A 21,162-nucleotide genomic window follows, 5' to 3' on the forward strand; every position below is an offset into this window, starting at 1 on the left:
TGTGTTGATGACCGTTTAAGTATAGCAACCGTTAACAATTTGATAACGTTTGAGTTCTCATCTTTGAAGGTTGAATTATAGATATGTACTTTTTTATCAACGTAACCTACTGATAAGTAATATCTATACTTGAATTGCACAAAAAAAGCGTTGTATAAACAACGCTTTGTAGTTAGTGAGATGGACGGTTACACCGTTGGGACTGACGCTCGCCACGCTTGGTTCTGACTATCTGAGATAGAACGGAACAAGTCACGTAGCTCTTTCAATAAACCTTCTTGGAAACCAATGTTTTCATCGGCTTTCTGTTTGGCTGCTTGTGCGCGAGTCGCTTGTACTTCATCATCTTTGCTGCGCGCTTGCGCTTTAGTTTGCTCTACATTCGATGCAGAGTTTGCCATCTGGCCCAAAGCTTGAAGAATGGCGTTCTTCGCTTGGTTTGAACTCATCAGCTTATCGAACTTACGACCACCACTTGTCAGCTGCGCTGTCGTGTCTGCGATATTGTCTTTCGCTAGTGAGTGCGCACGCTTAACCTGATCTTGCTGAGTTTTAGACAAGCTATTGTTATTCAATAACTCTTCTGCTTGATCGAAGCCAGCTTTTTGCGTTTTCAGTACATTATTGCTCGCCATTTCATTCTTGATTTCTTTCCCTGCTTTGAAAGAACCAAGGGCACCAATAATTGCGGTAGCACCCGCTAATACACCCGAAACAACTGCCATCGCGATCATCGCGCTTGCTGAGTTGTTTAGTTCTGCCGCTTGGCTTTCTAAGCTCGCAACGTTTGCTTCTACAGCAATTTCACGCTGTAGCACTTGCTGCTCACGGCTCAATTTTGATACTTGATACAACAATGTTAGTAGCGTCAACGATTGTGATACCGCATCTGATGGTGACTTGATCACCTCTTCACCGTTAAGCGCTTTCATTGTTGTGCTCATTAGCGAACTGACCGTCGGTGCAAGAGCGTTCATTAAGTTTGCAACAACTTGAGCTTGGTTGCTCACTGCTGGTGCTTTAGGAGCCTCTAACTGGTAGCGTGCTGCACCAGAAACACCTGATTCACTTTGGCTTTTAATAGCGCCCGCTTCAAGCTTTGTTTCTGGTGTTTTTTCTGCTTTGGTTGTTTTGATAGTGTCGCCTAAACCATACAGTTCGCCGCGTCCCGTTCCGCCTACTTTATCTAGCATAATAAACTCCTTATACCGTTGCAGGACGGCTTAACACCGTTTGCATGGTTTCACTTTTCGCTTGGATCATTTGCATGATGACGCTCATCAGCTCTTGGAAATCTTCCATCAACTTGCCAATTTCTTCTTTAAGCTTGTCGATGACGGCCTGGCTTAAGGTCATTTTGGCGCGAAGGTCCGTGATATCTGCCTGAATCTCAGTTACGTGAGCATTGTTAGCGGCATGAACACTGTCCGTAGCGCCTTTACCTACGTTGACGGCAATATCGACAGTTTCTGCTCCGTAACGAATCGCTTTTGCGGTCGTTGTCGCGGCTTTTGAGCCCATGTCCGCCACTTTCGCCATATTTGCAGCTGTTTTCGTAGCGATTTCTGTGACCTTTTGAGCTATCTTGCCAGCACCTTTTGCTGCAAGTTTCGCGATACCGCCAGCTGCTGCACCACCAAACGTCACAACAGCTCCGATAACCGCGACTGCGATTTCTAATGCCATTACGACTTTGTTTAGCACATCGACATTTACGCCCGCTTCTTTTAGCGCATCTTGAACGGCTGGCTCTTGCAGCGCCATGCTCACTGCTCCCATGACGCCACCAGCGATCATAAGAGCACCAGCTGCTGCACCAACACCCGTTGCCACCATTACGGCACCAACAACAATAGAAACCACCGCACTGATCCAACCAAAGATCTTCGCTGCTAAGCCTGATTTTTGGGCTTCTTTTGCAGCGGCTTCCGATTCTTTGATTTTGTCTTGGTTTTCAACCATCTCTTTTTCGTGCTTAGCTTTTGCGACCTTCACTTCCTGAATTTTCAGCTCGTTTTGAGCACTTTTCAGTTTATCCGTGATAGCAGCAAGCTCTACTTCAAAATCATCAGCAGAACCTGCGATGATTTTGACTGCAATCGAACCTGTTTGATCTGCAACTGCATGGAGAGATTTTGCAATGGTATCGACGATCTTTTGCAGCTGTGCCATGGCTTTTAGCGTCAAATCATTCACTTTGTCGCTAACAGCTGCGTTAGGTGCATCTAACTGAACTTTCACTTTTCCAGTGTTCAGTACATCTGCATCTTTACTCTTCACGTTTTCTACCGTCACAGAAGGCGTCGCTGTAGACGCCGTTTTCTGCACGTTATCTAACGTGGTTTGGCCAGATTCAGGGCTATAAACCTGCGTCTGGATGCGGTCAAGTGCAATAGAACTCATAGTCTAATTACTCCTTTTTATTTCTCACCGCTTCTAACATGATGCCTGCACGCTCATGCAAATCTGCATATTGTGATTTTCCGGCAGACATCTCCTTCGCGCTGTAAAACCCACTCTCTGCTTCTGTCAGTTGTTCCAGTTTCAGGTGACATTCAGCAGAGTGAAAAGGTGGGCGTGGATCATTTACGTCCACTAGCGCTGCGTAGCTGTAGGCGTCTATTGCCTGCAGATACTCACCCAACTCCTGACGAGCCGCGCCAAGGCCAATGAAAAATCGCGCCTGATAATGATCAAGCATGCTGAGTAATTGAAATACTTTCGCTGCTTGCTCAATCTTTCCCGACTGGAAAAAGTTGTAACCTACGGCATAAATGTGTTCGATGGTGTCCTGAGACACATCGTGCAACATTTTTAGCGTGCCTCCCTCTTCCAAAAAAGACAGCAGTTCTTCTGCTTGCATTTGAGATGGATCGGTCGCGTTTTGTTTAGTCATGGTTGTTATCCTTAAATGGCTCGTAGGATTTCTTGTAAAATACTGTGGTACTTCTGAACAAATTTGTTCATTGCTTCAACGGTCGAGTTGTATTGGGAACTGGTGTCGTTCAGCTCAGTGGTTTTGATTTGCACTTCATCGTTAAGCAACTTGGATTTAGCACTGACAGAACTAGAAAAATTAGACAGTTTTTTCGACTTCTCTTCGTCTTGGTACGACGCACCATCACCGATAGTAATACCTTGTTTTTGAAGAAAGTCTCGATGGTTTGTTATCTTATTATCCGTCAAATACTTGTACTCAGGTGAAGCTTCAAAATCCGTTTGATTACTGTAGTTAAAGTCACTCGCTTTGAAGTTACTTTCTGGATATCCCGGTTTATAAACCCCATCAACACTTTGCGTAGAGTGAATTTTTGATTGCACAACACCAAAAACTTTAAGCTGTATTGTGAGATCCTCTAATGCCTCTTTCTGGTCATTACGTTTCTCTAAACGGTTAACACGACGCTCATTTAGTGCAAGCAGCACGCGCTCATCAAAGCGATCACCAATACTAGATTCAACGACAGCCAACAAATCACGAGCCGTTAGAGAGTGCTCTGCTCTCACCTCGCGATCCGCTTTCTCTTTGTCGGTGATATTGAGTAGACGCTCTTTCAATGCCCCTAAGTTCTTGCGCAATGCCTCGTATCGCTCAGTAAATGAAGCCCCGGTAGATTCACCTTTTACTATTTTTTCAAACTGTAATCGGATGTCTCGTTCGGTGTTTTCTTTGATCAAAGTAACTTGAGCTGGCGTTATTTGTGTCTTTTGGACATCGGCTATCGCGCTGTCCTGATAAAAGTCGTCGATTTCTATATTTGTTAAACTCACCGCGAAGTTGGCGAACAGACTAGAAAGGGTCAAAGGCTCGGTTCCGCCAATGACGGTGTTAAGTGCTGCTTTTAGGTTGTTTGTTCCAGCCGCATCCCCATAAGCTGCGCTATATTGGCCTTTCACTTGAGCGGCCATTTCATCTAACGCTTCTTTAAGCTGCTGTTTAGAAATACCAGGAGTCCAGGTAATTCTGTTAACTAGCGCACTTGCGTCATCGGCGCTTAAAGTAATACCGATGCCTTGAAAACTACTTTTTAATTGAGCTGAGACTTGAAGAGCGAAACTCTCTTTAGTCAACAGGAAATCCGAGCTCTTCAGTTGCGCGAGATTAACGGAACCTAAGCTACTAAAGGCATTGCGAAGAAAAGAAATAGAAGCATCTCTCACTTCACGGGAGCTCATTTGATTAGCAAGTTCTGCAACAAAAAGAGAAATTTCTTTGGTGGCATTAGCCAGACCTGTCTCGGAGAGGTTGGCGATCTGCTCCGCTTGGTTACTCTGAGTCCCCAGATTAAATTGACTAACAAACTCAGTAGATAACGAGCTATCTACGTTTTCTGTCAGTGACTTGCTAAGCCAAGCCTGAAACTGACTTGATAACGCTTGGTTTGTTTGAACATTGAACTCGGCTGCGGTCAATTCGCCATCTGAGTTAGCACTTTGTAGCGACTTTATCCAAACAGATGCGGTGTCGGTCAATGATATACCAGCAAACGCGTTATTTTTCGCTTTTAGGTTTTCAAGTGTATCAACATAAAGCGCGATGCTTTGTGATTCCGTTTGTCCCGAGATAGTTGGCAATGAAGAGATTAGAGAGGCAAGTTGCTGAGTCTCTGCTTCACCCAGTACAGGGGTAAATGCCTCTATCAAGTTTTGTTGGAAAGTGGGTAATGGTGCACTACTCGCAGCTGTGTCTGTTGCTCCTGTCGTAGAGCCAGTCGTTTTCATATTCGTCATTTCCAAACCTCTAAATCATCATGCCGCGCATCACTGTGGGACGCTTTCTGCGTTTACCTGACGTACCTTGTAGCTGATTTTGTTGTTGCCGGCGGCGCTGGACTTCGTCTATTAGCTCTTGCTCTGCACGTTTCATGGTATCTACTGGCGCTTTTATGCCGCCAAGTAAAACATCACCCGCAACAGGACCAACACCTAGGCCTTCCAATAGCTCGTTAAAAATATCGGTTCTGTCTTCAGCTTTTCTAATGGCAAGCTCAGCGTTCTCAATCGCATCGGTAAACGGTTGCTTCATCTTGATTCCTATCTTAAAGCGGGTCATCTCATCGGTGCTGTCAGTAACAGTCGTGAGTTTTTACTTTTTCAACTTTTTCAACTTTTTCAAAGGTCTATAATCTGCTAGGCGTAAACAGTACCAGTCGTCTAGCTCATCATGGCTTGCACCGCATGCTTTTAGATAGAACTGGGCTAATCGCTGACTGCTCATATTGCTGCCACGTAACACATCGACGTTTCCGCGAATGACCCAATCGGAGGGATAAAGTTGAACAGCATGCTCAGCTAAGAGAAATAAGCCTGCAAAAGGGTTACTCAACCCTAGGTTTGGATGCACACGTTTCAAAAGAACGATGATGATTTCACCGTCCTCCACACGAAAAACGAGCTCTAAACCTTCAACTTCAATTCGATAACCAAGTTGAATTTCACTTTTTTGCCAAAAGTATGGCGTCACTTCGATCCCCGCTTGCGCAAGCGAGAGCATTAGTTTTGTTTTCATTACATCCCCACCCTTCCAAGTGGCTGAATATTGATTTGCTGAGTTAATTCTTGAAATGACAAAACGGGCAGATCGTAGTATTCCGATTCAATAAGCTTTCGCACATATCGGCGTACATCCATAGACACAACTAACACAGGCTTATTCGGCATGCGGCTTAAATCACCAATGGTCTGTTTCACATCACTCACAAATTGTTGCGTTACTGACGGGTCTAACGCCAAGTAACTTCCTGCAGAGGTTTGACGAATACCGCTTCGTATTGTGTCTTCGAGACTTTGATCCAATAAGTAAGCGGGCAACATGTTTTGTCCACTCGCGTATTTGTAGCAAATGTAACGTTTTAAGCTGGAACGAATGTACTCCGTCAGCTGTACAACATCTTTCTCTTTTTGGCCCCACTCAACCATGGCTTCCAAGATCACGCGAAGGTTTCGGATGGAAATGTCTTCAGAAACCAAGCGTTGCAAGATTTCCGTCATTTTTTGTAACGGGACAATGCGTTGAGCCTCTTTGACTAGCTCCGAATAACTGCCTTCCATCTGCTCCAACAGATAACGCGTCTCCTGAATACCAATAAAGTCTTGTGCGTACTCCTTGAGAACATGAGACAAGTGGTACGTTAAAATCCTGTCGGGTGTGAGAAAGCCGACATGGCTAGTGGTGAGTTTTTGCTCGTAACTTTGTGCCACCCAAATGCTAGAAATACCGGGTAGAAAATCTTCATCTTGCTCATAAGGCACGCCTAATAAGTCGATCTGCTCATTCCCTTCTGTCACCAAGAGTTGGTCTTTTACAATTCGTCCTCGTGCAACCGGAACTTCTTGTAACTGAATTAAATATTCGCCATTTTGCATCCCCTCGTTAAAACGCAGGTGGATACCCGGGAAAGGCACGCCGAGGTCGAGATATAGTGCGCGCCTCACCCTTGCTAGCTCTTCATTCAATGCGACCGCTTCCAAGCTTTCCTGAAGGCTCGCGTCAAGATCAATTAAGAGCGGGACCGTCATGGCGAACTCTTCTTGCTCACCTAATTTGCCTTTACTGTTTCTAGATGGGGTTGGTTTGCTTGGCTTCGCTGCTGGTGAACCCGCCCCTTGCGAAACAAAGCTTGATAAGTCGGTACTATCTGATTCAGCCTGTTTTTTCTGTTGATAGAAAAGGAAGAAACCACCACCACCAACCACTGTAGCCAAGACCAGAAAAGTAATTTTTGGAAAACCAGGAATCAGTGCGAACAGCACCAAAAGCACACCGCCAATAAGAAGCGCACGTGGCTGAGCAATGACCTGCCCACCAATGTCCGAACCAAGATCAGAAGAGTCTTCATGAGAAACACGCGTCACGATAATACCGGCCGTAATCGCGATAAACAGAGCCGGAATTTGCGACACCAAACCATCGCCAACGGTCAAAATCGCAAACAACTCAAGCGCTTCAGAAGCACTCATGCCTTTTTGCGTTACCCCGATCGTGACGCCACCTAAGATGTTGACCACAATGATGACCAAACCAGCAATGGAGTCGCCTTTAACGAACTTCATCGCGCCATCCATCGAGCCATACATTTGGCTTTCTTTTTCAATCAGTGATCGTCGGTGCCGTGCTTCGTGTACGTCAATCACCCCAGCGCGCATGTCACCGTCAATACTCATCTGCTTACCAGGCATCGCATCAAGTGAGAATCGCGCACTAACTTCTGCAACCCTCTCCGAGCCTTTGGTGATCACCATAAACTGAACAATGGTAATGATCAGGAACACAACGATACCGACCACTAAGTTACCGCCCACAACGAAGTTACCGAAGGTATAAACGATTTGACCAGCATCGCCTTGCAGCAAGATCAAACGGGTTGTCGTGATGGATAAAGACAAACGAAACAATGTCGTGATCAGTAGCACCGCGGGAAACGCAGAGAACTCAAGCGGCGTAGTGATGTAAATCGCTAACATAAGCAGCACCACCGCAATACTCATATTGGTGCCAATCAGCACATCCACCAGCGCGGTAGGCAGTGGCAATATCATCATAAAGACGATCGCGAGCAACATCACAGCAAGCATAATGTCTTTACGTTGCCCTACCTTGTTTAAAATATCGATCAACTTATTCATGTGATTCACTATTTAAAGATTGCAGATAGCGTCGGTGCGCTTGGCGTGCCCCATCGACGTCATTTTGTTTCCAACGAGCTTGGCTTAAGCAAAACCAGAGTCCTGCCGAATCAGGTTTAAGGTCGGATTTTAATAAGTGCTCACATACCTCAACAGCACGAGCATATCGACCACTTTGTAAACACGCCACTGCGAGTGTTTGCATCGCCTCTTTGTGTTGCGGGTCTATCTCTAAAACCGCATCGAGAATAGAGATGGCATGCTCTGGCTTTTGGTATTGAACTTGTAGTGCAGCGTGAACAAGCAACAGTTCAATGTCTTTGGATCTCAACATGTTGGTTAGACCTGGATAAGGAGATTGAGCGCCATAGTGAGGTAACGCTGATCAAGTTGCGTACTTTGTAGCGTTTCGGATGCTTTGATAAAAGAAGCGGAGCCTGAATCCTGTGCAAGAACTTGCAACTGAGCCAACGTTTCATCGAACTGTTGGCGGTACTTTTCTGGACGCAACAATTCTGAGTGCAACAATTTTGGCTTGGTTAACGCGATTAGGTATTGGTCTGAAGGCCTGAGGTCATAGAGCTTCTCTAAATGCGTAGCGACCGCCTGCCCATCAGGAAGTAATTGAAACCGCTCAGGGAAATCGGCCTTAACCTCACTATGCGTAACATGCGTGAAGGCTTCTATGCCTACGTTTAAAGTGCTTACTCGAGTCATGAGCTTGCCACATCGTTATGTAGACGAACCAAAAGCGTAAACGCTTGTTCTAAAGTCGGAAGTGTGACCTCTTCTCCGTTTAACCTCGCGGAAAAAACCAAAGTTTGCTCATCTAACAAACCAGTTTTAATTTCGAAAGGCCAGCCTTGATCGGCATGACACAAACTGAGGGCGCTTTGAATGATGTCACTGGTTTGATGCCAAGATAACGCTTGAGACAACATCAAGAATAGCTGTTCTCCGTGTCGCTCAATATGTAGTGTACCGCTTTGCTCAAAATCCAGCTGCACCCGTCCAGCTGATGAGAAATCGACGGCATCGAGCCCCATTCCTCGGCAAAATTCATTGACGGATGCATCAATCCAACTCATCTTCCCACGCTTCCTCTTCTTCTATATCAATGGCTTCGTCTAGCGCCTTTTGTACCGCTTGTATTAAATTCTGTCGTTGTTCTTCATCGGCGAATACATCAATAGGGATCGCGCGAACTAACTTGTGGAACTCTCGAAAAAAATCGATTTTTTGTTGTACCGCCGTCAATTCCATTGCGTTGGCGACTTTCCAAATCTCATCACTGCTTACCCATCGCTGCTCTACCAACGCAATCACATCAGCCATCAAATTAGAAACTTGATAAGCCATAACTCGTCCTTTCCGGTTTAAACATTTGGAACAACTGACTCACGCGATCTTGCAACGTATTTAGAGTTTTGAGTTTTTGCATATCGGACATCAACCACTGCAACTTAACCGAGTCGATACTGCTGCCTTGAACACTAAGATCTGCACTCATGCCTTGCAGCATAAACTCAACAGCGGTCGATATCTCCTGTTCACCAAAGCGCGCCACTACGTCTTGATAAGCAGCGCCGAGCCCTTGATAGCTATGAACGGTATCGCGATAGAAACCGCGCAGCTGATGTAATGAGCTAAACTCTTGCTCTTGGCTGTACTCATCAGCAAAGTTTGAGACGCGAATTTCCGTATCAATTTGAGCCCAAGAATCTGGGTTTTGCTCGATTCTCAGAATCGCTTGGTCAATCAGCGCTAGTAGATGTTTACTTTCTGGGCTCGCACTCAAAAACTTTTTAACGGCTTTTAACGCAAGGTATTGATGGCTTTTCTCCTCTGAAAATCCATTCAAATAAGCTTGCAATTGAGCGATGGTCGAGATATTTCCTCCCGCCATTTTTGCAGCCAGATCTTTGATCTTTTGGTTCTTTTCAAGATCAGGGACTTTTCGCAGATAGTCAGAAACGAGTTCGTGCGCTTCATTAACTCGAACGCCACTGTCTTTTACTTTACGCTTGGTCAAATCTTTTTCTGCTTTTTCGGAACCGAGTGAAGTGAGCTCTTCCATCGCATCAAAAAGTGATTGTGTGGCATTGTGAACACGGACCGTTTCACCGCGGTAATTGCCTTTTCGTGAAGCGTCGGTACGAGACGATTCCAACCCGTTTTGGATAGACGCATCAAACTTTGAGTTTGTTGCGATATGATTGTTGATAATACTCATTCACTTGCACTCCTTCCGTACAATACAGGCGAATTATAGGAAGTGCGCTTTCTCGAAGCTGTCAAAATCAGACGTGTTTTTTTAGTGCGTTTTCAGTTTTCTAAAAACTCCCGACTGATATTCACTATAAATACCCCCTCATCCTTTCTATCCTCCCAACATCAATCATTGCGCATATTTTTACCTTGAACGATTTCTCATACATCACTGATATCCAACAATCTGCGATCAGGCAAACTCGTCTGATCCAAATTCGCGGGCGCGTTACGCAAGTAACCGGCACCATCATCAAGGCCGTTGTCCCCGGCGTTCGTGTTGGTGAGCTGTGTGAGTTGCGTAATCCTGATCAAACTCTGTCTTTATTAGCGGAAGTCGTTGGCTTTCAACAGCATCACGCTCTGCTCACACCGTTAGGAAATATGTTTGGGATTTCCTCAAATACAGAAGTTAGCCCAATGGGAAAAATGCATGAGGTCGGCGTTGGCGATCACCTATTAGGTACAACGCTTGACGGGCTTGGGCGTCCTTTCGATGGTACGCAAAGTCAGGAACCAAGTGCTTGGTATCCGGTTTATCGCGATGCACCGCCACCAATGCAACGTAAACTGATTAAAAAGCCAATCTCTCTTGGGGTTCGATCCATTGATGGACTACTGACCTGTGGTGAAGGTCAGCGCATGGGCATTTTTGCAGCGGCGGGCGGTGGTAAAAGTACCCTACTGGCAAAACTGATTCGATCCGCAGACGTCGACGTGACCGTTCTCGCCTTGATTGGTGAACGCGGACGCGAAGTACGAGAGTTTATTGAGCATGACTTGGGCGAAGAAGGAATGGCCAAATCGGTTTTAGTGGTCGCGACATCCGATCGCCCGGCCATGGAACGTGCCAAAGCCGCTTTTGTTGCCACTTCTATTGCGGAATATTTTCGTGACCAAGGTAAACGCGTGTTACTGCTGATGGATTCTGTAACGCGTTTCGCCCGCGCACAGAGAGAAATTGGCCTAGCCGCAGGTGAGCCACCAACACGACGCGGCTATCCGCCTTCCGTTTTTGCCGCTTTGCCAAAGCTGATGGAACGAGCCGGTCAATCTGACAAAGGGTCAATTACAGCGCTGTACACCGTGTTGGTTGAAGGCGACGACATGACAGAGCCTGTCGCCGATGAAACTCGCTCCATTTTAGATGGGCACATCATTCTCTCGCGCAAGCTTGCTGCAATGAACCATTATCCTGCCATTGATGTACTCCGTTCAGCAAGCCGCGTGATGAATCAAATCGTTGAACTTGATCATCAGGCGTCTGCTGCTCACCTTCGCGAAATGTTAGCCAAGTACGAAGAAGTTGAGCTACTGCTCAAAATTGGCGAGTACCAGCATGGGGCGGATAGCCGAGCGGATATGGCGATTGCACAAAGTGATGATATACGCGCCTTTTTACGTCAAGGAACGCATGAGCCAAGTGATCTTGATGGTGCTATCGCTCAACTAAAAGGGATGGCGAACCAATGATCGAACGGTTACTAGAGATCAAACAAATTCGAGCGGAACGTGCGGATAAAGCCGTTAAGCGCCAAGAATACCGAGTATCAAATTCGGCAGCACAGGTTCAAAAGGCCGAACGTTCCGTAGCGGACTATCACGTTTGGCGTCAGGAAGAAGAAGAACGACGTTTTGCCAAAGCAAAGCAACACACACTCGTTCTCAAAGAGTTGGAAACATTGAGACAAGAAATCGCGTTGTTGAGAGAGCGAGAAGCCGAGCTTAAACAGCGCGTTGCCGAAGCAAAAAAAGCGCTTGAGTACGAACGTTCGGTACTTAAAGAAAAACAAAAAGAGGCACGGCAAGCCCATAAAACCAAAGAAAAATTCGTTCAGTTGCAACAACAAGAACTCGCGGAACAGTCGCGAGAAAGACAATACCAAGAAGAACTCGAACAAGAAGAGTTTCGCACTGTCGATATTATTTAAAGGTTCATTATGCGCATTACTCCAACAGAAGAAACACCGAATACGCTGTACAAATCAACGCCAGAAAAAAAGCCCCTGGAGCGAGAGGCTGAGCTTCAGTCACAGTTCGAGCGTGCAATGACGGAGAAACCTAGCAAGGAAGAAGAATCTACCGTTGCGAGCAAAAAAGACACTCAGAGCAGAGACGAGAGCCTTCCGTTAAGACATGAAGCATCTCAAAGCCTAGACAAACAATCGAAACTTTCTAACCAAGAAGCCAGCACTTATAGAAATACCGCCACATTAAAAGACAAAAGTGACATTGTAACCAAAAAGGACGTAGAGAAACCACAAGACGACGCAACAAATAGCGAAGAACACCTAATTGAAAACAGTAAATTGCATGAGAAAGATAAGAAACTTGAGAGCGATCAGGCTCCAAACTCATCCTCGATTGAGCGCGTTGGCCCCCATTCTCAAGCACAAGCTTCTCTCGACGGTTCTCTCCCTAAAAAGGCCGTAGGGAAATCGCTCACTCAAGATGCAATTAACAATGCTAACTTCACGACGAAACTAACCGACACGACACACAATAAGCGTGCAACGCAGCGACTACAAGACACAGGCAAACTAACAGATAAAACCGATAGTCGTTCTGAAACTAAATCGCTTGAGAAAGTCGAGACGAAAAGCGCACTAGTGGCCGTTAAAGCGGATGACGAAAAAGCAGAACCTCAACACCTTGCGAGCGCGGCAACACAAGGCGATGTCATTTTAAAGAGTGTTGCTTCACAGGCTCAGCCTGCCCCTGTACGAGAAGTAAACACGTTACTCCAACAATTGGTGGACAAAATCTATGTTTCGCTGCCAACCGCATCGGACAACAAAGAGGTTCGGCTGTTTCTAAGTGAAGGACAATTAAAAGGTGGTGAAATCCACATCAAGTTGGACGCGCAAGGTTATAGCGTGACGATTCGACAAGAGCATGCCCTTTCCATTATTAGCCAACAAGCTAGACAAGATCTTGCCGAGCGCCTAAACCGATTTGGCGGTGAGCAGCCACTTCGTCTAGCGATCAGCGAACAGACTCAGCAGTTCGATCAACAACAACATGAACAACAACACTCACGCCAGAAACGTAGCGTGTATGAAGAATGGCAAGCGGAGACTGACCTATGACGCCGTTAACGATACCCAAAGTCGATTCAGACAGTATTGCGCTCAGTAATCAACTTTGTGCAAAGCAATGCCATTTCCAAGGGGCTGATGGTCAGAGCGTATCGATTACTGTTTCTCAAATCCCTTCATTTGAAGGATTCCGTTTAACCACGTTGATTGGAGGGCAAACGATCCAAGTGGATTTTTGTCGTGCGCAACTCCAGAAATGGCTTGAGTCTACTCTGAATGCCACTGCATTCGAGTCACTGCCCAACTCGCTCCAGTTAGCACTTTTGAGTTCTCAGATTGAACCGCATAGTGAGGCATTCAAAGCACTATTTGGTCAGTTGCCCATTCTTAGCCAGTTACAACCGTTAGAGTCGAGCCAAGTTCAAGAGCATACCTTGATGTTGACCCTCAATAAACCTAACGGCTCTCTTTGTTTGTGGGTTAGCGAAGGAGCAAACGTGCTGTTGGACGCACTACCAAACAGTGCTTCTCTTCAGGCGCGACATCTCGCTTTACCTGTGTGGTTAAACCTTGGAAAGACCCATTTAATGTTAAGCGAATTTACTTCGCTCGAGCTGGGAGATGTGATCTTTTTTGACGATTGTTATATCGCCCAACAACAAGCCATTTTTCAAGTATCTAACCAGAATCTCTGGCGCTGCCAACTGGATGACCAAATTCTTCACATTATTGAAAAAGAAACCAATATGAATGACGTAAACACTTCAGAAATGTTAACCGACCACCAGCAACTGCCCGTGGAACTCACGTTTGATATCGGCCATCAAACCATCACTCTAGAACAGCTTAACCAGCTTCAACCTGGGTACGTATTCGAGCTAAACCAACCTGTATCTAAGCCGGTAACATTGCGTGCCAACGGCAAAATCGTCGGTGAGTGTGAACTGGTTAATGTTAATGAGCATTTAGGTGTGCGCGTACTGGAACTGTTTGGTGGTACGCAGGAGCCAGCATGATCCAGTTACCTGACGAGCTCAATCTCATTGTCAGCTTAGCACTGCTGGCACTGATCCCATTTATCGCGATGATGGCGACGTCGTTTGTAAAACTCGCCGTTGTATTCTCACTGCTGCGTAACGCTCTCGGTGTTCAGCAAATCCCACCGAATATGGCACTGTATGGCTTGGCGATCATTTTGTCGATTTTCATCATGGCTCCCGTCGGGTTTGAAACCTATGACTACGTAAAGCAGCATGATATCTCCCTCGAAGATTCTGCAAGTGTAGAAGGCCTCATTGAAAGCGGTTTACAGCCTTATCGAGAGTTTTTGAAAAAACATATTCGGGAAACCGAAGCCATATTCTTTACCGATGCTGCGCGCACATTATGGCCTCAAAAGTACGTGGACCGTTTAGAGTCAGATAGCTTGTTGCTGTTGCTGCCAGCGTTTACGGTCAGTGAGCTTACCCGTGCTTTTGAGATTGGCTTTCTATTGTACTTACCGTTCATCGCTATCGACTTAATTGTTTCTAATATCTTGCTCGCCATGGGCATGATGATGGTATCGCCAATGACCATCTCTCTCCCTTTCAAATTGTTGCTTTTTGTCTTGCTTGACGGCTGGACGAAACTCACCCACGGCTTAGTGCTGAGTTACGGTTAATCACGGAGAAAGTATGCATTCTGCTGAAATCATTCATTTCACAACTCAAGCATTAACCCTAGTTTTGTACTTGTCGTTACCGCCGATTTTAGTCGCAGCATTGGTTGGCACATTGGTGTCGCTTATTCAGGCGTTAACTCAGGTCCAAGAACAAACGTTAGGCTTTGTGGTCAAGCTTATCGCGGTCATTATTACGCTGTTCGTCACAACGCAGTGGCTAGGGGCAGAGCTCCACGCCTTCGCCTCGCTTGCCATGGATAAAATTCCTCAAATACGATGAGTTATCACGACTTACACCAAGCTTTATTTTTGTATAGCCTGACGTTACCTCGGTTAATGGCATGCTTCATCTTTTTGCCTATTTTGAGCAAGCAAATGCTAGGCGGCACCATGGTGAGAAATGGTGTGCTTTGCTCACTCGCACTGTTTATATTTCCGATGATTAATCAGCAAAGCTTGCCCGCAGAAACCGACGGTATTTGGCTGATAGTGATTTTGGGTAAAGAGGTATTAATTGGGCTATTGATCGGGTTTGTTGCTGCTATCCCCTTTTGGGCAATAGAAGCGGCTGGCTTTCTGGTCGACAACCAACGTGGTGCTGCCATGGCAAGTATGTTTAACCCAACGCTAGGCTCGCAATCGACGCCAACCGCAGTGTTGCTGACCCAAACGTTGATTACCCTGTTCTTCTCTGGCGGGGGCTTTGTCACTTTTATCTACGCGTTATTCAAAAGCTACACACCTTGGCCGATCGTGGACTTTTTCCCAACCGTTAGCGATGCATGGGTAAGCTTCTTCTACGCACAGTTTGAACAACTCATGTGGCTTGGTGTGTTGATGTCTGCCCCATTAGTGTTGGCAATGTTTCTTGCTGAGTTTGGTCTGGCTCTTATCAGTCGTTTTGCACCGCAATTGAATGTTTTTTTCCTTGCCATGCCAATAAAAAGTGCCATCGCGAGTGTTTTACTGATCGTGTATCTCGGGTTAATGATGGATCACTTTGAAGTACAGTTTTACGGCATTACCCGATTCGCAGAACAACTCAATACCATTTGGCAATAACGCTTAGGATTCTTTATGAGCGCAGAAAAAACAGAGCAACCCACCGCAAAAAAGTTACGCGATGCCAGGCAGAAAGGTCAGGTAGCCAAAAGCCAAGAAATAGTATCGTCTGCATTAATTTTAGCGCTCATAATTGTACTGTTTGCGTTCGCAGATTATTACATGTCGCACATCTCAGCGCTTATTCTCCTACCAAGTAAGCTTGCTTATCAGGGTTTCCAAGATGCGCTAGTCGATGTCGCTATCGCCATCGCAAAAGAAATTGCCTATCTACTCGCCCCGATTATTCTGGTTGCTGCACTCGTCGCCATCTTTTCCAATATGGGGCAGTTCGGCTTTTTATTTAGTGGTGAATCCGTTAAACCCGACATCAAAAAGATCAATCCCGTCGAAGGTGCCAAACGCATTTTTTCGCTTAAGAGTGTGATTGAGTTTATCAAGTCGATCCTTAAAGTCTCTCTTCTTTCCTGCATTATCTGGGTGACCTTACGCGGTAACATCAACGCTTTGATGCAAATTCCAACTTGCGGGCTAGAATGTGTCCCGACCATTACTGGCGTCATGATTAAACAATTAATGATTATCTCTTCGGTAGGTTTCATCGTCATCGCTGCAGCTGATTTTGCGTACCAAAAATTTGACCACACGAAGAAACTCAAAATGAGCAAGGACGAAGTGAAACGCGAATACAAAGAGATGGAAGGCAGCCCTGAAATCAAAAGTAAACGTCGTCAGTTGCACCAAGAGCTACAAGCCTCCAATCAACGCGAAAACGTTAAACGTTCTAATGTATTGGTTACAAACCCAACACATATAGCAGTTGGTCTTTATTACAAGAAAGGCGAAACGCCCCTGCCCGTGATCACCTTGATGGAAACCGATGCGGTAGCCAAACGTATGATCGCAATCGCCAAAGAGGAAGGTGTGCCTGTGATGCAAAAAGTCCCTCTTGCTCGCGCACTATACGCGGACGGCAACGTCGACCAGTACATCCCAAGTGATCTTATTGAAGCAACCGCCGAAGTGCTTCGTTGGTTGGCATCATTGGAGTCGGATAAGGCGCTGAACTAACATGATTTCGAGAGTAAAGGCTGTCGTACGAAGAACGGTTATCACTTTTCTATACGTAATGATATTTTTAAATATGTCATCCTTCGCTATAGGTTTCAGCATATCGAATTTGCCTACTTTTGCTTGTTTTAATGAAGCACTTGGTTCATGAAAAGTCGTGTTTACTAACGTCAATAGTGGTACTGTACTGGACAGTTTTACTTTCATCTCTAAACCACCTAAAGCTCGGTAATAAACCACGCCAGCCACAACAAAGGTGGATTTTTGCTTGGGTTGATTTATTTATGCGCATATCTACCGAAAAGAAACGAACTCGAATCATCAAAGTTGCCACTGACCTTTTTATAAAACAAGGTTACAAAGACACATCACTCGATCAAATCGTCGCGATTTGTGGAGGCTCAAAGCAGACGTTATATCGCTATTTTTCGAACAAAGAAGGGTTATTTGTTGAAGTTTTAGCATACAATACCAAAACCAGCTTAGAGTCCGTCTTCCAGCTTGCCGACAAGCAATCGGAGCCTTTACAAGAAACATTGAATGACTTCGCCAAGAAGTACCTAAAAGGTGTATGCTCCAATCCTATGCTATCACTTTATCGGATCGTTTCGGCTGACTTCAACAAACATGATTCCGTACCAAATCAATTCTGGCAGACAGGGCCGCATCGCATTCATCAATACCTCATCGACTTTTTAAAGAGTGAAACTGTCAGCTCACAACTCGATGTTGAAAATGCCGACCTCGCTTGTGAGCAACTACTTGCATTAATTAAACTTGATTACCAGAACATGGCACTAATTGGCTTCGATTTTCCGACAGATGAAGAGTTAGATGCACATACGAAAAAAGCGGTCACCGCCTTCCTAAATCTATACCAAAGGTAAACTCACTGAATATAAAAGGGAGCATCATCGCTCCCTTGTTGTTTCTATGGCTTAGTGAATCTCTCGCTTCGCCGCCAGTTTTTTACCGATTATTAAGATTGGCGCGAGAGCAAAGACCGAGATAATAAACATCAATAATGAATTACTCAGTGCGAGAGTGGTCGCCTGCTCTTTGACAACAGAACTAATTTGGCTCATTCCTAATGCCGAATTTGGCAAGTGCCCATGAGTCAGAATCGTACTGCTCAACGCATTTTTATAAGCACCAAAAGCATGATTCACATCATCTAGCGTTCGGCCAATCTCTCCAGCGGCTTGTGCACTATGGCTTTGCATTACCCGTGAGAACACGGCACCAGCGATCACACCGCCAATGGTACGAAAGAGGTAGAAATTGGCAATACCTTCTAAGCGCTGCCCGACATTGAAGTACATCAATACTGCAATGGTCACAGACACATTCAATAAGCCGACACCAAACCCACGTAACATCATCGGAACGGACAAAGATTCCGTACCAGCAAAGCTAGGTAACTGACTAAACATATGTACCGAAAGTATAATCATCACCACACCAAACGGGACGACTGCATCCGCTAATGGCCGGCGGAAGTAATACACCAGCACACTGACTAGCATACCACCTAGCATGGAATAAAATGCCGGCAATTGGGCATATCCAGCATTAAGGTTGTTGTACTGCAACGCCATTTTCAAAAAGCTAGTAAACAACACATTGCTCGCCATAACAGCAAAACCTGCCAAAAAAGCGTTGTACATAAAAACATTAGTTTTCAACTTACTATGCAGCTGTATTGATGCTGTATTTAAAGGACTGGTTTTCACAAAGTAATACACCACTAATAAAGTCAGAGCCGCGGCTATCGAAGAGGCTTTAACAAACCATTCCGAGTCAAACCAGTTGTAATAACTGCCTCTCATCAATAGAAATACAACGAGGCTTATTGTCAGGGCAAAAACTAAATAAAGCCAACAGCCAGATTTGGGTTCGGCCTCGATTTGAATCGACTTAGGATTGTAGATGCATGCAATTACCAAGGCAGAGAAGTACAGCCAAGCCGACACAACACACAACAGTGACCAATCAAAGATTTCGACAATATTGGCCACTACCCAAGGGTAAGCGCCGATCGGTAGCAAGGTTGAGAATACTAGCGTTAAAGCAATAATGGCTGGTAGCCAACGCTGTTCAAAGAAGTGGAGCAAGTAAAGGTTTAATACCACCATTAACATGCTCATAAAAAAGCCACTCGAGAGCCAAGTCAGAGTGAACACCAGTTCTTGCTGTCCGCCCCAGTAAAGTACAAGGTTGCTCGCTAGACCTACCAATAAAATGGCATGTAAGAGAATTAACGTACCCAATCTACGCACCAATATTGGTGTGAATATAAAACCTAATACCTGGGTAATCATAAAGCCGACTTTAACCAGAGCAACTTCATCGACAGATAAGCCTGACGTTGCCGCCATCTCATACGATAACTCGGTAAACATCACGGAGTTAATACCAAAAGCAGCAATCGCAAAAAGCGTCAAAATCAGCAGCGGTGAACGTTTTTCCATTGCAGTTAACCTTGTGCCGCGGTCTCGATCGATACTTCTGCAGACAACCCCGGATAGACTCGTTGACTCAACTCTTGAGGGATCTCTAGCTCAATACGTACTGGTACACGTTGTACTACTTTTACGAAATTGCCTGTCGCATTTTGAGGTGGCAATAAACTAAACTGTGCACCAGTCGCCGGGGTTATCGAAGAAACACGGCCATGCAATGGATGGTTTGGAAACATATCCAATACCACTTCAACCTCTTGCCCAGGCACAACGTTCTCAAGTTGTGTTTCTTTAAAGTTTGCCTCTATCCAAACATAATCTGGCACCATCACGATGAGCCCCATTCCTGGTTGTACAAACTTGCCGACTTGCACTTGTCTATCTGCCACATAGCCATCGAATGGCGCACGCACCGTGGTTCTTTCCAGTGAAATATTAGCCAGTCGTAAGTTTGCTTCTGCTTTTTTACGCTGTGCTGTCAGTTGCAACTTCTCAGTCATCAATGTGTCGAGCTGTTTTTGCTCAGCAGCTAAGCCCAATTTAGCGGTTTCAAGATTACTGCTTGCTTCAATAGATCGCGTTTTTTGTGCTTCAAACTGATTTTTGCTCACAGATTGCTTTTGTACCAAACGAGAAAGACGTTGAAACTCCGCCGCTTGGTGTTCGGCATTTGCACTCGCGCGGCGAATACCTTGCTTCGCCTGCTCAATTTTCATTAACTGCATATCCGTTTTGATTTGATTTGCAGTAAGCTCAGATTTCGCAACATCTAGTGCTGCTCGAGCAATTTCTTGGTTGGCAATAAAGTCTTCATCATCAATGACAAACAAAGGAGTTCCTTCTCTTACCCACTGGTTATCTTTGACAAAGATTTCGCTTACTTGCCCCCCAACCTCAGGTGAAATGGCCGTAACGTCTGAATGAACATATGCGTTATCCGTCATTACAGTATTCGGCTGGTATAAGGCACAGCCAGCAGCAAATAACGAACCAACAACAAGCGACAAGGCGATAACTTTCTTCTTCATGTTTGAAACCCATTTTATGATTTTCACAAACTGTACTGTACCGTACAGTTTTAGTAAAGACACATTTGATCATTGCCAATCAAAAAGATCAATCTCATTGATTTATCATGAACTTCTTGAGAAAAGTGTTTCGAATGAAAAGAATTAAAATCTAACCATTTGTAATGTAAACAAAAAACACATTTAAACTGAATAAGTAAAGAGAGGACTGCAACTCCCCTACCTTTAATGAAGCTTGCTCCCCAACTCGGTGCATCAGGCGCAAACATTTGACTGGCCGAAGTTTTCGAAGCTACCTCACCAATTTTCATTAGCACCTCAATCTGACACATCAACCCAACGATAAGCACAAGCTAGTAGCATTTTCTTCAAACGAATTTGACATCGCCCAATATAGTTGTGTATACAACCATATTGTTCGTTCATGTTATTTGGTGAAATTTTCCATGTCCCAATACAACCATCATCAGTCTCTCGGTCACCTTACGGGGCTTGCTAGTCGTCTGTTTAACCGATTACTCACTACCCGTTTCAAAGATGCTGGTATTGATATGACAGCAGAACAATGGGGTGTCGTGTTGCTGTTACGAAACAACGGTGCCCTTTCTCAAAGTCAGATTTGTGAACTGTTGTACTTAGAAAAATCGAGCGTCAGTCGATCAATTGATGGGCTTGAAAAGCGCGGTTGGACAGAGAGGAAACCTTCGCCAACGGATAGTCGAAGCAAGTTAGTCGTGCTAACAGAAAAATCTTTAGACACCGTTGATACATGTGCAAATATCGCTTCGCTAGTACTGCAAGAAGCCCAACAGAACCTTGCTGATGCCGACCTAGATAACAGCAAACAGCAACTTTCTAGCGTGGTAGCGAACTTACGCAAGCTTAACGGACAAATTTAACTTATCAGCGTACGTTGCGACAGAAGCTGGTTTAACAGTCAGGCT

General features: G+C 45.2%; 24 protein-coding genes. 10 read left to right on the forward strand and 14 right to left on the reverse strand.

Features of this window, described 5'->3' with window-relative positions; genetic code table 11:
* Nucleotides 1-188 precede the first annotated feature (188 nt).
* Genes vopD through sctW form a run of 12 tightly spaced genes read right to left on the reverse strand, consistent with a single transcriptional unit; the run spans nucleotide 189 to nucleotide 9,859 of the window.
* Nucleotides 189-1,193 (reverse strand): type III secretion system translocon subunit VopD, encoded by a 1,005-nt coding sequence (gene vopD / locus MTR11_RS08590; RefSeq protein ID WP_046874933.1) that lies wholly within the window; start codon nucleotides 1,191-1,193, stop codon nucleotides 189-191.
* A gap of 10 nt (nucleotides 1,194-1,203) precedes the next feature.
* Nucleotides 1,204-2,403, reverse strand: coding sequence for a type III secretion system translocon subunit VopB (gene vopB / locus MTR11_RS08595; protein WP_006741541.1), 1,200 nt, complete (start codon nucleotides 2,401-2,403; stop codon nucleotides 1,204-1,206).
* Nucleotides 2,404-2,410: 7 nt separating this feature from the next.
* On the reverse strand, nucleotides 2,411-2,896 hold the full coding sequence (gene vcrH, locus MTR11_RS08600) for a SycD/LcrH family type III secretion system chaperone VcrH (RefSeq protein WP_005395089.1): 486 nt from the start codon (nucleotides 2,894-2,896) through the stop codon (nucleotides 2,411-2,413).
* 11 nt (nucleotides 2,897-2,907) lie between these two features.
* On the reverse strand, nucleotides 2,908-4,731 hold the full coding sequence (locus MTR11_RS08605) for a virulence-associated V antigen (RefSeq protein ID WP_319941532.1): 1,824 nt from the start codon (nucleotides 4,729-4,731) through the stop codon (nucleotides 2,908-2,910).
* A 10-nt stretch (nucleotides 4,732-4,741) separates the two neighbouring features.
* Nucleotides 4,742-5,026 carry an LcrG family type III secretion system chaperone gene (locus MTR11_RS08610; RefSeq protein ID WP_005395092.1) on the reverse strand — a complete coding sequence of 95 codons (285 nt, stop codon included), beginning with the start codon at nucleotides 5,024-5,026 and terminating at the stop codon, nucleotides 4,742-4,744.
* A 60-nt stretch (nucleotides 5,027-5,086) separates the two neighbouring features.
* Entirely contained in the window at nucleotides 5,087-5,509 is a 423-nt protein-coding gene (locus MTR11_RS08615; RefSeq protein WP_243327309.1) for an LcrR family type III secretion system chaperone, read from the reverse strand.
* A complete protein-coding gene (gene vcrD / locus MTR11_RS08620) occupies nucleotides 5,509-7,635 on the reverse strand; it encodes a SctV family type III secretion system export apparatus subunit VcrD (protein WP_101911963.1) in 2,127 nt (708 codons plus the stop codon). Before vcrD ends, MTR11_RS08615 begins: the two co-directional genes overlap by 1 nt.
* Complete coding sequence (vscY, locus tag MTR11_RS08625) at nucleotides 7,619-7,960, reverse strand: type III secretion system chaperone VscY (protein WP_005395110.1); 342 nt, start codon at nucleotides 7,958-7,960, stop codon at nucleotides 7,619-7,621. The genes vcrD and vscY overlap by 17 nt, the downstream gene beginning before the upstream one ends.
* A gap of 5 nt (nucleotides 7,961-7,965) precedes the next feature.
* Nucleotides 7,966-8,343 carry a type III secretion system protein VscX gene (gene vscX / locus MTR11_RS08630; protein ID WP_005377246.1) on the reverse strand — a complete coding sequence of 126 codons (378 nt, stop codon included), beginning with the start codon at nucleotides 8,341-8,343 and terminating at the stop codon, nucleotides 7,966-7,968.
* Nucleotides 8,340-8,714: a type III secretion chaperone SycN gene (gene sycN / locus MTR11_RS08635; RefSeq protein ID WP_046874927.1), complete on the reverse strand. Its 375-nt coding sequence runs from the start codon at nucleotides 8,712-8,714 to the stop codon at nucleotides 8,340-8,342. Before sycN ends, vscX begins: the two co-directional genes overlap by 4 nt.
* On the reverse strand, nucleotides 8,701-8,985 hold the full coding sequence (locus MTR11_RS08640; protein WP_012841775.1) for a TyeA family type III secretion system gatekeeper subunit: 285 nt from the start codon (nucleotides 8,983-8,985) through the stop codon (nucleotides 8,701-8,703). The genes sycN and MTR11_RS08640 overlap by 14 nt, the downstream gene beginning before the upstream one ends.
* Complete coding sequence (gene sctW, locus MTR11_RS08645; RefSeq protein WP_243327310.1) at nucleotides 8,966-9,859, reverse strand: type III secretion system gatekeeper subunit SctW; 894 nt, start codon at nucleotides 9,857-9,859, stop codon at nucleotides 8,966-8,968. Before sctW ends, MTR11_RS08640 begins: the two co-directional genes overlap by 20 nt.
* Before the next feature lie 185 nt (nucleotides 9,860-10,044).
* Here sctW and vscN point away from each other — a divergent pair, with 185 nt between their 5' ends.
* From vscN to MTR11_RS08690, 9 genes are all read left to right on the forward strand, one after another.
* The gene (gene vscN, locus MTR11_RS08650; RefSeq protein ID WP_243327311.1) at nucleotides 10,045-11,367 is read left to right on the forward strand and encodes a SctN family type III secretion system ATPase VscN; all 1,323 of its coding nucleotides are present in this window, start codon (nucleotides 10,045-10,047) and stop codon (nucleotides 11,365-11,367) included.
* On the forward strand, nucleotides 11,364-11,825 hold the full coding sequence (locus MTR11_RS08655; protein WP_048626446.1) for a type III secretion protein: 462 nt from the start codon (nucleotides 11,364-11,366) through the stop codon (nucleotides 11,823-11,825). The genes vscN and MTR11_RS08655 overlap by 4 nt, the downstream gene beginning before the upstream one ends.
* 9 nt (nucleotides 11,826-11,834) lie before the next feature.
* A complete protein-coding gene (locus MTR11_RS08660; RefSeq protein ID WP_243327312.1) occupies nucleotides 11,835-12,983 on the forward strand; it encodes a type III secretion system needle length determinant in 1,149 nt (382 codons plus the stop codon).
* Nucleotides 12,980-13,948: a type III secretion system cytoplasmic ring protein SctQ gene (gene sctQ / locus MTR11_RS08665; RefSeq protein WP_243327313.1), complete on the forward strand. Its 969-nt coding sequence runs from the start codon at nucleotides 12,980-12,982 to the stop codon at nucleotides 13,946-13,948. Before MTR11_RS08660 ends, sctQ begins: the two co-directional genes overlap by 4 nt.
* Nucleotides 13,945-14,595 (forward strand): SctR family type III secretion system export apparatus subunit VscR, encoded by a 651-nt coding sequence (gene vscR / locus MTR11_RS08670; protein ID WP_005377232.1) that lies wholly within the window; start codon nucleotides 13,945-13,947, stop codon nucleotides 14,593-14,595. Before sctQ ends, vscR begins: the two co-directional genes overlap by 4 nt.
* 13 nt (nucleotides 14,596-14,608) lie before the next feature.
* Nucleotides 14,609-14,875, forward strand: coding sequence for a SctS family type III secretion system export apparatus subunit VscS (gene vscS / locus MTR11_RS08675; protein WP_005377227.1), 267 nt, complete (start codon nucleotides 14,609-14,611; stop codon nucleotides 14,873-14,875).
* Nucleotides 14,872-15,657 (forward strand): type III secretion system export apparatus subunit SctT, encoded by a 786-nt coding sequence (sctT, locus tag MTR11_RS08680; RefSeq protein ID WP_243327314.1) that lies wholly within the window; start codon nucleotides 14,872-14,874, stop codon nucleotides 15,655-15,657. The genes vscS and sctT overlap by 4 nt, the downstream gene beginning before the upstream one ends.
* Nucleotides 15,658-15,672: 15 nt before the next feature.
* On the forward strand, nucleotides 15,673-16,728 hold the full coding sequence (gene vscU / locus MTR11_RS08685) for a SctU family type III secretion system export apparatus subunit VscU (protein WP_047009817.1): 1,056 nt from the start codon (nucleotides 15,673-15,675) through the stop codon (nucleotides 16,726-16,728).
* Nucleotides 16,729-17,012: 284 nt separating this feature from the next.
* Nucleotides 17,013-17,615, forward strand: a complete 603-nt coding sequence (locus MTR11_RS08690; protein ID WP_047009923.1) for a TetR/AcrR family transcriptional regulator — start codon at nucleotides 17,013-17,015, stop codon at nucleotides 17,613-17,615.
* Nucleotides 17,616-17,666: 51 nt separating this feature from the next.
* Here MTR11_RS08690 and MTR11_RS08695 read toward each other — a convergent pair whose 3' ends face one another.
* Nucleotides 17,667-19,199, reverse strand: a complete 1,533-nt coding sequence (locus MTR11_RS08695) for an MFS transporter (RefSeq protein WP_243327315.1) — start codon at nucleotides 19,197-19,199, stop codon at nucleotides 17,667-17,669.
* 5 nt (nucleotides 19,200-19,204) lie between these two features.
* Nucleotides 19,205-20,218, reverse strand: coding sequence for an HlyD family secretion protein (locus tag MTR11_RS08700; protein WP_005395128.1), 1,014 nt, complete (start codon nucleotides 20,216-20,218; stop codon nucleotides 19,205-19,207).
* Between the two features lie 446 nt (nucleotides 20,219-20,664).
* Between MTR11_RS08700 and MTR11_RS08705 the strand changes: the two genes are divergently transcribed.
* A complete protein-coding gene (locus MTR11_RS08705; protein ID WP_005395130.1) occupies nucleotides 20,665-21,117 on the forward strand; it encodes a MarR family winged helix-turn-helix transcriptional regulator in 453 nt (150 codons plus the stop codon).
* Nucleotides 21,118-21,162 lie beyond the last annotated feature (45 nt).

This window comes from Vibrio sp. CCB-PB317 (assembly GCF_022808245.1).
Classification (GTDB): Bacteria; Pseudomonadota; Gammaproteobacteria; order Enterobacterales; family Vibrionaceae; genus Vibrio; species Vibrio diabolicus.

What these genes read in the sequence shown, in the direction of transcription:
- vopD (WP_046874933.1), bottom strand. Translation starts at nt 1,193, where the DNA reads ATGCTAGATAAAGTAGGCGGAACGGGACGCGGCGAACTGTATGGTTTA.
- vopB (WP_006741541.1), bottom strand. Translation starts at nt 2,403, where the DNA reads ATGAGTTCTATTGCACTTGACCGCATCCAGACGCAGGTTTATAGCCCT.
- vcrH (WP_005395089.1), bottom strand. Translation starts at nt 2,896, where the DNA reads ATGACTAAACAAAACGCGACCGATCCATCTCAAATGCAAGCAGAAGAA.
- MTR11_RS08605 (WP_319941532.1), bottom strand. Translation starts at nt 4,731, where the DNA reads ATGACGAATATGAAAACGACTGGCTCTACGACAGGAGCAACAGACACA.
- MTR11_RS08610 (WP_005395092.1), bottom strand. Translation starts at nt 5,026, where the DNA reads ATGAAGCAACCGTTTACCGATGCGATTGAGAACGCTGAGCTTGCCATT.
- MTR11_RS08615 (WP_243327309.1), bottom strand. Translation starts at nt 5,509, where the DNA reads ATGAAAACAAAACTAATGCTCTCGCTTGCGCAAGCGGGGATCGAAGTG.
- vscY (WP_005395110.1), bottom strand. Translation starts at nt 7,960, where the DNA reads ATGTTGAGATCCAAAGACATTGAACTGTTGCTTGTTCACGCTGCACTA.
- vscX (WP_005377246.1), bottom strand. Translation starts at nt 8,343, where the DNA reads ATGACTCGAGTAAGCACTTTAAACGTAGGCATAGAAGCCTTCACGCAT.
- sycN (WP_046874927.1), bottom strand. Translation starts at nt 8,714, where the DNA reads ATGAGTTGGATTGATGCATCCGTCAATGAATTTTGCCGAGGAATGGGG.
- MTR11_RS08640 (WP_012841775.1), bottom strand. Translation starts at nt 8,985, where the DNA reads ATGGCTTATCAAGTTTCTAATTTGATGGCTGATGTGATTGCGTTGGTA.
- sctW (WP_243327310.1), bottom strand. Translation starts at nt 9,859, where the DNA reads ATGAGTATTATCAACAATCATATCGCAACAAACTCAAAGTTTGATGCG.
- MTR11_RS08655 (WP_048626446.1), top strand. Translation starts at nt 11,364, where the DNA reads ATGATCGAACGGTTACTAGAGATCAAACAAATTCGAGCGGAACGTGCG.
- MTR11_RS08660 (WP_243327312.1), top strand. Translation starts at nt 11,835, where the DNA reads ATGCGCATTACTCCAACAGAAGAAACACCGAATACGCTGTACAAATCA.
- sctQ (WP_243327313.1), top strand. Translation starts at nt 12,980, where the DNA reads ATGACGCCGTTAACGATACCCAAAGTCGATTCAGACAGTATTGCGCTC.
- vscR (WP_005377232.1), top strand. Translation starts at nt 13,945, where the DNA reads ATGATCCAGTTACCTGACGAGCTCAATCTCATTGTCAGCTTAGCACTG.
- vscS (WP_005377227.1), top strand. Translation starts at nt 14,609, where the DNA reads ATGCATTCTGCTGAAATCATTCATTTCACAACTCAAGCATTAACCCTA.
- sctT (WP_243327314.1), top strand. Translation starts at nt 14,872, where the DNA reads ATGAGTTATCACGACTTACACCAAGCTTTATTTTTGTATAGCCTGACG.
- vscU (WP_047009817.1), top strand. Translation starts at nt 15,673, where the DNA reads ATGAGCGCAGAAAAAACAGAGCAACCCACCGCAAAAAAGTTACGCGAT.
- MTR11_RS08690 (WP_047009923.1), top strand. Translation starts at nt 17,013, where the DNA reads ATGCGCATATCTACCGAAAAGAAACGAACTCGAATCATCAAAGTTGCC.
- MTR11_RS08695 (WP_243327315.1), bottom strand. Translation starts at nt 19,199, where the DNA reads ATGGAAAAACGTTCACCGCTGCTGATTTTGACGCTTTTTGCGATTGCT.
- MTR11_RS08700 (WP_005395128.1), bottom strand. Translation starts at nt 20,218, where the DNA reads ATGAAGAAGAAAGTTATCGCCTTGTCGCTTGTTGTTGGTTCGTTATTT.
- MTR11_RS08705 (WP_005395130.1), top strand. Translation starts at nt 20,665, where the DNA reads ATGTCCCAATACAACCATCATCAGTCTCTCGGTCACCTTACGGGGCTT.